This window comes from Desulfotignum balticum DSM 7044, from assembly GCF_000421285.1.
Classification (GTDB): Bacteria; Desulfobacterota; Desulfobacteria; order Desulfobacterales; family Desulfobacteraceae; genus Desulfotignum; species Desulfotignum balticum.
Genome location: NZ_ATWO01000001.1, coordinates 3,749,937 through 3,763,608, shown reverse-complemented (window position 1 = coordinate 3,763,608; position 13,672 = coordinate 3,749,937). Strand labels below are relative to the sequence as shown.

Here is a 13,672-nt window from a genome sequence, read left to right as displayed (position 1 = left end):
CATGGGTATCAGAAAACAGGCCGTTGTCTGGGCCGCAATTTTTGCAATATTGTTTCTGGGTCCGGGTGGCGCCGCTGCAACCACCGATGAGATTCAGATTTTGACCACGGGGGTTCAATCGATTGCCGGCGAAAAGATCCCTGAAGCCCGACAGGCAGCCGTGTCGGAAGCGCTCAAGCAGGCGGTCACCCAAGCTTTTGCCCAGGTGGTGCCGCCCCGGACATTTGCCGACAATCTGGAATTCCTTTACTCCCGGATTCTGCCGTCCGCCGAGGATTATATCAGCACCTTCCGGGTTTTAGGGGAGGCGACTTATGAAGACAGTTATCTGGTGGGGGTGGAATCCCGTGTGCAGTCAGGACTGCTGGCCCAGGTGCTTGCAAAAGCGGGCATTTTCGATGCAGATGCGGACCAACCCCGGATTTTGCTGCTCATTGCCGAACAAACGGCGTCAGATCTGCTGCCTAAATACTGGTGGGGAAATAACCCGGAACCCTATCATTCCCATGCGGAAATTCAGATAGCGGACCAGATGACGCAAAACCGGTTCAATGTGGTGGCGTTGGGGGAAAATCGCCCGGATCCCAAAGACTATGGGATTCAGTTCAGGTCCATTTATGACACGGGGGCTGCCGTGGATCTGGCACAGGAACTGGATGCCGACCTGGTCGTGCTGGGCCGGGCTGGTGCCACTGAATCCGGCAACCCCATGGAAGATGAAAAAGGTTTTGATGCCGTTGTCCGCCTGAACGTGCTGGATGTCACCACGGGAAAATCCGTTGCAGACTGTGAGCATCAGGCGGCCGCCAAAGCAGATGCCGATCAGCCCGGGGATGTCCGGGCCATTGTCCGGGCCGTGGACCTGGCGTATGCGGATCTGTCAGCGCAGCTGGATCAGTCCTGGGCACGGAAACAAAGGGAACAAACCCGGTTCACGATCTGGATTGAAGGGAATCAGTTCCTTCCCCGATTCATTGCATTGGAAAAACGGTTTGCTGAAATGACAGAAATACAGAATGTGGTGCCCCGGGAGATCGGATCGGATCAGGCCGTTCTTGAAATGGTCTATGAGGGAAGCACCGAACAGTTTGCCCGGCATATCATGCGCAAGACCTTTGATGGATTTGGCATTGAAATCGCTGAATTGACAGAGACTGACGTGAGGATCCGTTTCATTGATGGGACAAATACCGGGGAAGTCGGTGAGTCAACCATTCCACAATCAGACAATGAAAAAACACGGCAATGACCCGGCAGTTTTTCTTGACATGACCCCCAGGGTCTGATAAAAGAACCTGATCATTTAAAGGCGCGTAACTCAGTTGGTAGAGTGCTACCTCGACACGGTAGAAGTCAGCGGTTCAAGTCCGCTCGTGCCTACCACAAAAAAGACCAGGGGGTCAGGGAGATATTCCTGACCCCTTGTTTGATTTTGGCAAACAGGAACATGCAATGATGAAAACCATGGCAACCCAGCTGACATTGCTGCTCAAAACCGGCAGCAGCCGAAGTAACGGCTGGATTCTGCTGAAATTCGTATTGATGCTGATATTTCTTTTTGCATTGTTCTCTGTGTTGTTCCATGTGCTGATGTTGTATGAAGGTCGTCAGTATTCCTGGATCACCGGGTTTTACTGGACTTTGACCACCATGTCCACGCTGGGGTTCGGCGATATCACTTTTCACAGCGATATCGGCCGGCTGTTTTCCGTTCTGGTGCTGTTCAGCGGGATTGTTTTTCTGCTGGTGATGCTGCCGTTCACATTTATCCAGTTTTTTTACGCCCCGTGGCTGGAAGAGCAGAACAAATCCCGGGCACCCAGGGCTGTGCCAAAAACCATGGCCGGTCACGTCATTCTGACCCATTTTGATGCCGTGGCAGTCACGCTCATTGAGAAACTTGAACAATACGGCATCGCTTATGTCGTTGTGACCCCGGAACTCCAGCATGCCCTGGACCTGCATGACCAGGGCTACCATGTGGTGGTGGGAGAGCTGGATGATCCGGAAACCTACCGGCGGTTGAATGTCGAGCAAGCCGTCATGGTGGCGGTGTTGAATGATGATATCGCCAGCACCAATATCATATTCACCATCCGGGAAACCAGTGATCAGGTCATCACTGTCACCAATGCGGACCTGGATGACTCCCTGGATATTCTTCAACTGGCCGGCAGTACCCATGTGTTCCAGTTTACAAGAATGTTGGGCCAGGCATTGTCAAGACGGGTGCTGGGGGTCAATATGCAGGCCAATATTGTCGGACGGTTCGATGACCTGCTCATTGCAGAGGTGCCGGCCATGCGCACCTGGCTCCAGGGCAAAACCATGGCTGAAAGCCGGCTAAGGGAAAAATGCGGGGTGACGGCTGTGGGGATCTGGGAGCAGGGCATGTTCCGGATACCCACGGCAGACACCCGGATCCGGGAAACCACCGTCCTGGTGCTGGCCGGTACCCGGGCGCAACTGGAACAGTTTGATCGCTCCATTATTCGGGAAACAGATAAATCCGGGGCCGTGTCGGACGGTCCCGTGGTGGTACTGGGCGGCGGCCGGGTGGGTCAGGCCGTGGCCAATGCACTGGATCTTCGCGGCATTGATTACCGGGTGGTGGAGAAAAAACCCGGAATTTCCGAGAAATTCGATCATTTCATCCATGGCAGTGCCGGGGACCGGAGTATTCTGATTCAGGCCGGGATTGACCATGCGCCGTCCATTATCATCACCACCCATGATGACAGCCTCAACATCTATCTCACCATTTACTGCCGCCGTCTGAGGCCCGATGTCCAGATCATCAGCCGGGCCAGCCTGGACCGGAATATCAATACCCTGCACCGGGCCGGTGCCAACCTGGTGATGTCGTTCAGTTCCCTGCTGACCACGACCATTATGAATCTGATCCACCCCCAGAAAGTGCTTATGCTGTCGGAAGGCTTGAATGTGTTCCGCATGGAATTAAGCCCCCGGCTGGAAAACCAGGTGTTGCGGGATGTAAAGATCCGCGGAAAAACCGGATGCAGCGTCGTGGCAGTGAAAAAAGGGGAGGATTTGATCATCAACCCGGATCCGGCCATTGTGCTGGAAAAGAAAGATGAACTGGTGCTGATCGGGACGGCCAGTGCGGAAAAACTGTTTATGGAAAAATACCCTGCCGCTACTGAGCCGGAGTAGCCGGATTTTTCAGGCCAGTGCCCGGTTGATCCGCCGGGCCGCATCCAGGGTCTGATCAATGATGTGCGGCATCTGGTCATCGGACATCCCGGCCTTGAATCCCACCACCCACAGGGCGGGCAGCTGGTCGGAGAAGGGTGACAGACACACAGCCACGGCCCTTACACCCACTAAATATTCCTCATCATCTAAGGCATATCCTCTGGATTTGACCGTGTGAAGTTCTTCAAGATAGACGTCCGGGTCTATAATGGTCCGGGCCGTGAATCGACGGATCGGATGGGCTTTCAGATAATCGGCTGCATCTGCCGGGGGCATGCAGGCTAAAAACGCTTTTCCCACGGCCCCGGCCAGCAGCGGAAGGGGCGTACCAATGGGAGAACTGATCTTGAAATCCTTTCGGGATTCGACAATATCAATGACTGTGACACGGTCCTGATTCCGGATTCCCAGGAACACGGATTCATTGCATTGTTCCATCAGATGCTCCATGACGGGCCGGGCCGTTTGAATGATATCCACCCGCTCATAAGCGGCTTTGCCCAGTTCCATCAGGGTCAGCCCGATGGTGTAGCGTTTGGATACGGGATCCCGGCGGATGGCGCCCTGTTCTTCCAGTGCTGCGGTAATGCCGTGAACCGTGCTTTTGCTGATGTCCAGACAAGCGGAAATGTCACTGATGCGCAGGCCTTTCCCGGATCTGGAAATGGCGGTGAGAATATCAAAGGCTTTTTTAACAATGGGTGCCTGGTAGCGTTTGGTCATGGGCGGTTGGTTTTTTTCTTTTTTTATGGGTTGATTCAGATAAAATGACCCAGGGTCTCCATAAGAAAGGCATAAAAAGAAAAAATTGTCAACAACAGGGTTGGGGTGTTCATAAAATGTCTCGGAAAAAAGGAAGTGCCATATAAGTCTTGCGCCGCAATTTTTTTATTGCACATCCCGGCCCGGGGTTCCGGCGGCAAACGGATTTCGGAACCGTTACAGACATGGCTATTTGCTTGACGTCATCACGTTTTAATGATTTACTTGACATGTTTGACAAAAAACAATCGCTTGATCCGGGGCGATTCCAGGATATGATGTATCTCTTCCCGTGTTTTTTAAAAAAAAAGATTCTTTGGCACGGTTATGGCAAGTAAATCGCCTCAAGTTTAAATTGTCAGTTATAAGGAGACAGTGAATTATGGATAAAGATGTGTTCAGTTTATGTTTCATGTGCTCGGTCAGATGCCCCATCAAAGTCGGTGTGAAAGACGGACATGTGGACTGGATTCAGGGCAACCCGCATGTGCCGGGTATTGACGGCAGTTTATGCCCCAGGGGCTCGGCCGGTAAATCCATGTTGATGGATGATCAGCGGCCGCAAACACCCTTGATCCGGGTGGGGGACAGAGGCTCCGGCAACTGGCGCAAAGCGTCCTGGGACGAAGCCCTGGATTATGTGGGAACCCGGCTCAAGGAAATCAAAGAAACCCATGGGGGACACGCCATTGCCCTGGGGGAACGGGCCCAGTTGAGTACGCACGTGAGCAAGGCTTTTTTGAAAGCATTGGGATCTCCCAACCATTTCACCCATGATGCTTTGTGCAAGGGATCCATGAACACGGCCTGCCGGTCCATGTTCGGATACACGGACGGCCAGATGGGTATCAATTATGGGAATACCAAACATATTGTCCTGTATGGCAGAAATATTTTCGAGTCCATCAATGTCAAAGAGGTGAACACCCTGATGGATGCCCTGGAAAAAGGGGCCAGACTCACCTATATCGATCCCCGGGTCAATGTGACCGCCGGCAAGGCGCACCGGTACTGGATGATCCGGCCGGGAACCGACCTGGCCCTGAACTATGCGCTGATGAACGTGATTATCAAAGAACGGCTCTATGATAAATCATATGTGGATAAATGGATCCATGGGTTTGTCGAGTTCCAGGATTTTATCAAAGACTACACCCCGGAATGGGCGGAACAGGAAACCGGAATTCCAGCCAATGAAATCAAATCCCTGGCCAGGGAAATCAGTAAAGTCAAACCCGGAGTGATTTTCCATTATGGATATCGGTGTGCCAGTCATCAGAATGAAATCTATATGCGCCGGTCCATCCTCATGCTCAACGCGCTCATGGGATCCGTGGAAGCCAAAGGCGGTATCTTTTTTAAAAAAGGGCCGGGCGCAGAAGGCGGCAAACCCGCCAGAAAGCTGACGGAACAGACGTTTCCTGAAATCACGGTGCCCCGGTTCGACAAGGTCGGGACCCCGGATTTTCCGCTGCCGGATCCGGCCCATGGCGCGCCGCAGATCCTGCCGTATGCCATTCTCAATGAAGACCCGTACCCCATCAAGGCGTTGATCAATTATCGCCTGGAAACCCTCATGTCCATCGCAGATACCAATAACACCAAAAAAGCCCTGGACAAGCTGGATCTCATCGTGACCATCGATATCAATTATTCGGATATTGCCTGGTATTCAGATGTGATTCTGCCGGAATCCACCTATCTGGAACGGACCGACTCCGTCCAGCAGCTCAACGGGCTCAAACCCATGATGTTTCTGCGGGAAAAAGCAGTGGAACCCCGGTATGATACCCTGGAAGGGCCCATCATTCTCAAGCGTCTTGGAGAGCGGCTGGGAATCGGGAACTATTTCCCCTATGAAACCATGGACGAACTGGTGGACTGGCAGCTGGAAGGCACCGGGTTCACCCGGGCGGATTTCAAGGAAAAAGGATTTGTCAGTTACGGCAAATCTCAGATTTTCTGGGACAGAAACGATATTCCCTTTAAAACGCCGTCCGGAAAAATAGAATTCAAATCATCGTTGCTGGAAGATGCCGGATTTTCGTCATTTCCTTTGTATGAATCCCCGTCAAAACCGGCGGATCCGGACAAGCAGTTCCGACTGGTGGTGGGACGGACCGCCCTTCATACCCATATCTCCACCCAGAATGTGCCGTATCTCAATGAACTGATGAGTGAAAACGTGCTGTGGATCAACCGTGAAAAAGCGTCAAGTCTGGGCATTCAAGAGGGTGCCACCGTGGAAGTGGCTTCCGCCTGCGGTAAAGGACGGATCAAGGCGTTTGTCACCGACTTGATTCATCCTGAGGCCGTGTTCATGGCCCATGGATTCGGCCATGAAGCCAAAAAGGCGGCCCGGTCCTACAATCGGGGGCTGTCCGATGCCGTGCTCCAGGAAAATGTCTACGACAAAGTGGGCGGCAGCCCGGCATATCATGACACGTTTGTCACCGTGACACCGGTGTAATTATCATCTCTTAAGGAGGCAATGAATGAGTCAGTATTACCTGTTCCAGGACAGTAGAAAATGTATTGGGTGTCACGCGTGTGAGATTCAGTGCAAAGCCAATAAAGATCTTCCCGAAGGTCCCAAACCCTGCCAGATTATCCAGGTGGGACCCAAGTTTATCAATAACCTGCCAAAGATGTCGTTTATCTTCATGCCCTGCTTTCACTGTGAAGATCCCTGGTGCGTGTCTGCCTGCCCCACCGGGGCCATGCAGCAGCGGTCCTCGGACGGCATTGTATTTGTGCAGCAGGACCTGTGTGTGGGATGCAAAACCTGTATCTCCGCCTGCCCGTGGGGCGCGCCCCAGTGGAATCCGAGCACCGGAAAAGTGGTGAAATGTGATTACTGCATGGATCGGCTGGACCAGGGCCTGGAACCGGCCTGTGTCACCACCTGTACCACGGGTTGCCTGAAATTCGGAAAAGTCGAGGACATGACCCAGATCCGTCGGCAGCGCCATGCACAAGCCGTGGCGTCTCTTGAGAACAGCAGTTTTTGAAAGGAGCGTGATCCATGGCTCAAAACACCTGTCCGGTCCAGTCCACCCTGCAATACCTGTCTGAGCGGATTGATTCCGGTGTGCTGACAGACCCCAGGGTGCGGCGGATATGTGAATCCATCCGGATGCTGGTGGAAGAGATATCCCTGGGTGAAGCCGGAGATGGCCATATGCCGGCCATTGACGAGCTGATGGCTGAATTTGAAACCATAAATCCCAATGAAACAGCCGTTAAAACCCGGCAGGCGTTGAACCAGGCATTCACGGAACATCGGGAAATGTTTGTCAGCCACATTGAATCCCGAAACTGCCCGACCCACGATTGCGGAGTTATTGCACCGTCTCCCTGCCAGATGGCATGTCCGGCAGGGATCGATGTGCCCACCTATCTGGCTTTGATTGCCGAGGGCAAGGATGCCGAGGCCATTGCCGTGATCCGGGAAGACAATCCATTGCCCTGGGTGTGCGGCCTGGTGTGTACAAGGCCCTGCGAAATGATGTGTGTCCGGGGCCGTATCGATACCCCCATCTCTATCAAGTTTCTCAAGGCATTTGCTGCGGAACGGGCGTTGTCCGACCGCCAGTATAAAAATCCGGAACCGGCCCCGCCCAACGGTAAAAAAGTATGCGTGGTGGGGGCCGGCCCCGGCGGGTTGTCCTGTGCCTATTACCTGGCGCTGATGGGGTATGCCGTCAACGTGATCGAATCACTGCCCTTTGCCGGCGGGATGCTCATGGTGGGAATTCCCAGATACCGGCTTCCCAGAGAGGTGATCGATCGGGAAGTGGCCATGATCGAAGATCTCGGGGTAAAAATTTCATTTAATACCCGGTTTGGCATGGATGTAACCTATGAGCAGATGATTGAGCAGGGAACCGATGCGTTCTTTATAGCCATCGGGGCCCACAAGGCCTGGGATATGGGGATCAAGGGGGAAACCGACTTTCCCAAAGTGATCGAGGCCATCGCTTTTTTGAAGAATGTGGCGCTGGGGGATCGTCATGCACCCGGGAAACGGGTGGTGATCATCGGCGGCGGGAATGTGGCCATTGATGCGGCCCGGACCAGTCTGCGCCTGGGGGCGGAAAAAGTGACCATTGCCTACCGCCGGTCCAGGGAACAGATGCCCGCAGATATCGAAGAAGTGGAACAGGCTGAAGAGGAAGGCATTGAATTCGCATTCCTCACCATTCCCACGGAGATCCGGGGGGATGGAGATGTCATCACGGGTCTGGCCTGCAACAAAGCGGAACTGATCGCCAAAAAAGGCACGGACCGGCTGGCACCCGTGCCCATCCTGGGCAAGGATTTCGTGATTCCCGCCGATGCCGTGATCTCCGCCATCGGGCAGTATGTGGATGATTCCGGCATGACCGCCTTTGACAAGATCCGGTGGACCCGCAGGGGCACTATCGAGGTGAACCATGCCTCCATGGAAACCAGCATGCCGGGCGTGTTTGCGGCCGGAGATGCCGTGTCCGGGCCTGCCACGGTCATCGAGGCCATTGGCGGGGGAAAACGGGCGGCAGATGCCATCCACCGGTATCTCAACCATATTCCCCAGCCCCGAATGCCCAAGATACCGGTGCGGCGGCACAAACGTCCCATGATCGAGATGACGGCAGCGGAAAAAATGCGGTTGACAAGGCCGTCCATGTCCATGCTCAATGTGGACCGGCGGCGGACCACGTTCCAGCAGGTGGAGCTGGGGTATGATGAAGAAGCGGTCCGAAAGGAAGCCAGGAGATGCCTGCGGTGCGATGTGTGCCGGCGGTGCGGCAAATGCGTGGAAGTGTGCCGGGACAAAATGGGCATTGACGCGTTGCACCTGGGGTACCTGGATTTTGATCATCCCGTGAAAACCGATTTCCGGCTGACTTCTGAAAAATGCATCACCTGCGGGGCCTGTGCCGCCAATTGTGAAAACAATGCCATGGTGATCGAAGAACGGGACGGCAAACGCATGCTCAAGCTGTGCGGCACTATTTTGAATGAACAGGATATCCAGCATTGCGAGGCCTGTGGCGCCAAACTGCCGTCAGCCCAGTATATGGCATTTATTTCCGATAAAACAGCGGATGTCACGAAAAAATCGGATCAGCGGCTCTTGTGCAACAACTGTCAGCGCAAGCTGTCCGCCAAGATGCATGTGCCAAGCCGACCGGTTAAAAACCAATAAAGGAGAAATGTTATGGTATTCAAACGCGGCAGCCGTGTGGAAGTGTTTCAGGCATCATCCGATGAAGCCTGGGAACCGTATATGAATGATTTCATCGGTACCCACGGGGTGGTGACCGACCCGGATACCTCCATCAATGATCCGGATGATCTCATCGAGGTGAGCCTTCGGGGAAAAGGCACCCATCGCCTGCCCCAGGACTGTCTCAGGGTTTTAGACGACAAACAGGGTGAGCCGTCATGATAGAGATCTTCATCAACGGGAAACCCATCGCCTGTAAAGAAAAACAGACCGTGCTGGAAGCGGCCCGAAGCAACAATATCGATATCCCGCACCTGTGTTACCACCCGGCATTGAAACCGTCCGGGGCCTGCCGGGTCTGCGGGGTGGAAGCGACCTCTCCCAGCGGCCGTCAGACCGTGATGCTGTCCTGCCTGCTCAAAGTCAAGCCGGGCCTGAAGGTGCTGACGGATTCGCCCATGGTCAACGCCCACCGTCAGGCCGCGTTTGAACGCTTGATTCAGCTGGCACCCCATGCCCGCCGGATTCGGGAACTGGCCCAAAGATATCATGTGGAATTGCCGCCGGAGCCGGACGAATGTATCCGGTGCCGGCTGTGCATTAGGGTCTGTCATGAAATCGTGAAAGCCGGGGCCCTGAAAATGGAGAAAACTGCTGCCGGCGGCCGGGTGGTCAAGGGAGACGGCCAGTGTATCGGCTGCGGCACCTGTGCCAATATCTGCCCCACGGATGTGATCAAAGTGACGGACAAGGACAATGTGAGGACCGTGTCCATTCAGGGGGAAACCATCGGGCAGCTGCCCCTGGCACGGTGTGAAGCCTGCGGACGGATGTTTGCCACGGCTGATTTTCTGAACCGGGTGTCCCACATCAATCCGGAACATCCGGATACCAAGGAACATCACAACCTGTGCCCGGCATGTATCAAGCTGATGTCCACCCGGGCCAGGACGGAAAAGGCCCATTTGAAAAAATGAACCGGACGGGCTGCCTCATCTGTCTGGCCCTGACCTGGGTATTGTTACGTCCGGCACCGGCCCTTGCCATTCAGATGCACGGCGGCAATGCCGGTATTGTCGCCCATCAGATCGGGCATCTGTTTTTTTTGCTGGCCATGGTGGCACTGATGTTCACCATCAACAGCCAGGGATTGATCCGGCAGAAGGGGTGGCGCCAGATCCAACTGGCGGCCCTGTTTTTCATTTTCTGGAACCTGGATACGCTGGTGGCCCATTTTCTGGACAATCAGATCGAAGTGGTGCGCATCGAAACCTTGAGCATCACCCGGCTGGCCGTGGTCACCCAGGCCGACTCCCAGCTTTTGGCAGTGATCTATTATTTTCTGAAAATGGATCACCTGTGGTGTGTGCCGGCCATGTTTTTTCTGTTCCTGGGACTGGACAGCCTGCTTGCGGCCCAGCGTCAGCGGTCGGAAGAAAAAGGAGCCGGACAATGACCGCCAACCTGCCCATTTTGCTGGTGGATGTGCTGGGGTCCGTGTTCATGGTGGTGCTGGGGGTGCTGTCTCTGTTCAAGGCCAAGTCCCTGCGGGACCTGGATCCGGATAATGTGGTGTTTCTTTATCTGATCTGGATCTGTGCCGGGTTCACCATTTTTGCGGTGTCCCGGTCCTTCAGCCATATCCTGCGCCAGTTTCTGGTACTCACGGGCAGCGGGGATATCTGGAACAGTATCGGTCCTTTCACGGGGGCGGTCAACACCATCTCTTTCATGCTGGTGGGCACGGTCACCCTGTTTTTCAACCAGAGCTGGCGCATCAATGAAAAAGTGCTGTCCGCCAAGCAGAAGCATGAAGAGACCAGCGCCAAACTCCTGGAACTGAACCAGACCCTGGAGCACAAGGTCGTGGAAAGAACGGAAATGCTCACCAGCTCGGAGCATAAAGCCCGGCGGATTTTTGAACACTCCCTGGATACCATTGTGGTCACGGATCCGTTTTTTGTCTTTGCCGAAATCAACCAGGCCGGCGTGGAACTGACCGGTTACAGGAAACCCGATATTCTGGACAACAAAATGGGACTCAAGGATTTTCTGTCGGTCCGGTCTGAGCGGGAAAAAATTCTGAATCTGCTGGAAACCCATGAATATATCCTGAACGAAGAAGCGGATTTTCTCAGGGCCGACCAGACTTTTGTCCGGGTTCTGATTACCGGCGGCGTGGATTACGGCGCTTTTGGCTGCGGCAAAACCTTTCATTTCATCATCAAGAATATCAATGATAAAAAACAGATGGAGCAGCAGATCGCCCAGGCGGACAAACTGGCGGCTTTAGGCGAACTGTCCGCCGGTGTGGCCCATGAGATCAATAATCCGCTGGGCATCATCTTAGGATATACCCAGCTGATGCTCAAAAATCCCGGGGAGCATGAACAAGACCTGAAAACCATTGAAAAACACGTGAAAAATTGCCGGACCGTGGTATCGGATTTGCTGACTTTTGCCAGAAAAGGCACCAAGAAAATGCATGCCATCGATGTGTGCAAAGTGGTGGATGACGTGATCAGTTTTCTGGAAAACCATTCGGATTTCAGGGATGTGAAAATGGCAGCCCCGGCGCCCTGTTCCAGGGCCTTGATGGTCCATGGCAATGAACAGGAAATATCCCAGGTGATCATCAATCTGATGATCAATGCCTGCCATGCCGTGGCAAAAAAAGGCTGTATCCAGGTGGAAGTCGCCTGCCACGATGACAAATGGATCCATATCGCGGTGAAAGACAACGGGACGGGTATTCCCAAAAAAGACTTTTCCCGGATTTTTGATCCGTTTTTTACCACCAAGCCCGTGGGCGAAGGCACGGGCCTCGGACTTTCCGTGGGGTATGGAATCATCCGTCGGCACGGGGGGGATATCCGGGTCCGGAACCGAAAGGACAAAGGGGCTGCGTTCACCATTACCCTGCCTTTGCTGGCTTCTTCCCAAAACGCCGACCCCAACCGTGAGGAGATGCGCCAATGACTGCCCGAATCCTGGCTGTGGACGATGAAAAAGACATGACCCGTTTATTGAAACGGACCCTGGAATCGGAAATCGACTGTACGGTTTCCATGGCGTTTTCCGGGGAAATGGCATTGAATATCCTTGAAAACGATGTCTGGGATCTGGTGATCTGTGATATCCGCATGCCGGGCATGGACGGGTTTGAACTGCTGGATCAGATCCGGAAACGCCTGCCTGACCTGACCGTGGTCATGATTACGGCATTCGGCAATATCGATTCCGTTGTCACGGCCATTAAAAGCGGGGCCTATGATTTTATTGCCAAACCGTTTGAACAGGACGAACTGATTTTCAAGATCGGCAAGGCCCTGGAACGAAGCCGGCTGCTTCTGGAAAATAAACAGCTGCTCAAAGCCCGGGACAAGGATTTTTCACCCCTGGTGGGCCAAAGCCCGGCCATGGAAAAAGTGTTTGAAAAAATCAGCCTGGTGGCGTCATCGGATGTCACCGTGCTGATCACCGGTGAATCCGGTACGGGCAAGGACCTGACGGCCCGTTCCATTCATCGTCACAGCCAGCGAAGCAACGCCGCCTTTATTCCGATCAATTGTCCCACCATTCCGGAACATATTCTGGAAAGTGAGCTGTTCGGTCATAAAAAAGGGGCGTTCACCAGTGCATTTCAGGACAAAACCGGTTTGTTTCAGGAAGCGGACAAAGGCACGATTTTTCTGGATGAAATCGGAGATATCGGGTTGTCCATCCAGACCAAGCTGCTGCGGGTGATCCAGGAAAAAGAGATCAAACCCTTAGGAGACAACCGGGTCCGGAAAGTGGATGTACGAATCATTGCTTCCACCAACCAGGATCTTCGGGCAAAAATTGCGCAAAAAGAATTCAGGGAAGACCTGTTTTACCGGTTGTCCGTGATTACCATCGAATTGCCGCCCCTGCGGGATCGTATTGAGGATATCCCGCTGCTGGCGGAACACCTGGTGGCCAAAAATTGTAAAAAACTGAACCAACCCCTGAAAACAATTTCCAGCCAGGTGATGGAGCTGCTGCTCAAGCACCCCTGGCAGGGCAATGTCAGGGAACTGGAAAATGCGCTGGTTCAAGGGATTCTTTACTGCCGGAACGAAGAAATCCAGGAAACGGATATCCCCATATCCGATGCGGGAATGAACCTGTGTCCGGATAACAGCCTGGATGCCCATCTCATGGAGATGCCCTATAAACAAGCCAAGGAAACCGTGCTTACCCGGTTCAATCACGAATATGTGGGGGCCCGGCTGTCGTCAGCCAACGGAAACATCACCCAGGCGGCCCGGCGGTGCGGGCTGGATCGGCAGGCCCTTCAGCAGGTCATGAAACGGTTTGATATCGATCCGGATGATTTCCGGTAGCCGTGGCATGTGCAGTATTATTCTGGCGCTGCATATTTTTTATTGCGCCCACCCCCGGGGGTGACACCCTGAAACCGGGGGCGGACAATCAGATGGATACAGTATAAAATAATCA

11 protein-coding genes and 1 tRNA gene are annotated in these 13,672 nt (G+C 53.8%); 11 read left to right on the top strand and 1 reads right to left on the bottom strand.

Translation table 11 applies throughout. The annotated features are described in order from the left end of the window. The first annotated feature begins 1 nt into the window (after position 1). The 3 genes from K365_RS0118950 to K365_RS0118940 all read left to right on the top strand — a co-directional run bounded on the left by K365_RS0118950 (position 2) and on the right by K365_RS0118940 (position 3,174). On the top strand, positions 2–1,249 hold the full coding sequence (locus tag K365_RS0118950) for a hypothetical protein (RefSeq protein WP_024335848.1): 1,248 nt from the start codon (positions 2–4) through the stop codon (positions 1,247–1,249). A gap of 58 nt (positions 1,250–1,307) precedes the next feature. After that, positions 1,308–1,383, top strand: a tRNA-Val gene (locus K365_RS0118945). Positions 1,384–1,452: 69 nt separating this feature from the next. Beyond that, positions 1,453–3,174, top strand: coding sequence for a potassium channel family protein (locus tag K365_RS0118940; RefSeq protein ID WP_029725548.1), 1,722 nt, complete (start codon positions 1,453–1,455; stop codon positions 3,172–3,174). Positions 3,175–3,183: 9 nt separating this feature from the next. Here K365_RS0118940 and K365_RS0118935 read toward each other — a convergent pair whose 3' ends face one another. Beyond that, complete coding sequence (locus K365_RS0118935; protein ID WP_006965586.1) at positions 3,184–3,939, bottom strand: IclR family transcriptional regulator; 756 nt, start codon at positions 3,937–3,939, stop codon at positions 3,184–3,186. 421 nt (positions 3,940–4,360) lie between these two features. Here K365_RS0118935 and K365_RS0118925 point away from each other — a divergent pair, with 421 nt between their 5' ends. From K365_RS0118925 to K365_RS0118890, 8 genes are read left to right on the top strand one after another with little or no spacing between them, the layout of a single operon-like run. Next, positions 4,361–6,448 carry a molybdopterin-dependent oxidoreductase gene (locus K365_RS0118925; RefSeq protein ID WP_006965587.1) on the top strand — a complete coding sequence of 696 codons (2,088 nt, stop codon included), beginning with the start codon at positions 4,361–4,363 and terminating at the stop codon, positions 6,446–6,448. A 25-nt stretch (positions 6,449–6,473) separates the two neighbouring features. Further along, positions 6,474–6,989 (top strand): 4Fe-4S dicluster domain-containing protein, encoded by a 516-nt coding sequence (locus tag K365_RS0118920; protein WP_006965588.1) that lies wholly within the window; start codon positions 6,474–6,476, stop codon positions 6,987–6,989. A gap of 14 nt (positions 6,990–7,003) precedes the next feature. Beyond that, positions 7,004–9,169, top strand: a complete 2,166-nt coding sequence (locus tag K365_RS0118915; protein ID WP_024335846.1) for an NAD(P)-binding protein — start codon at positions 7,004–7,006, stop codon at positions 9,167–9,169. Positions 9,170–9,181: 12 nt separating this feature from the next. Beyond that, entirely contained in the window at positions 9,182–9,412 is a 231-nt protein-coding gene (locus K365_RS0118910) for a hypothetical protein (protein ID WP_024335845.1), read from the top strand. Further along, positions 9,409–10,167 carry a 2Fe-2S iron-sulfur cluster-binding protein gene (locus K365_RS0118905; RefSeq protein WP_024335844.1) on the top strand — a complete coding sequence of 253 codons (759 nt, stop codon included), beginning with the start codon at positions 9,409–9,411 and terminating at the stop codon, positions 10,165–10,167. Before K365_RS0118910 ends, K365_RS0118905 begins: the two co-directional genes overlap by 4 nt. Beyond that, a complete protein-coding gene (locus K365_RS0118900; protein WP_006965592.1) occupies positions 10,164–10,646 on the top strand; it encodes a hypothetical protein in 483 nt (160 codons plus the stop codon). Before K365_RS0118905 ends, K365_RS0118900 begins: the two co-directional genes overlap by 4 nt. After that, a complete protein-coding gene (locus tag K365_RS0118895; protein WP_024335843.1) occupies positions 10,643–12,169 on the top strand; it encodes a PAS domain-containing sensor histidine kinase in 1,527 nt (508 codons plus the stop codon). The genes K365_RS0118900 and K365_RS0118895 overlap by 4 nt, the downstream gene beginning before the upstream one ends. Continuing rightward, positions 12,166–13,557: a sigma-54-dependent transcriptional regulator gene (locus K365_RS0118890; protein ID WP_024335842.1), complete on the top strand. Its 1,392-nt coding sequence runs from the start codon at positions 12,166–12,168 to the stop codon at positions 13,555–13,557. The genes K365_RS0118895 and K365_RS0118890 overlap by 4 nt, the downstream gene beginning before the upstream one ends. Positions 13,558–13,672: the final 115 nt, after the last annotated feature.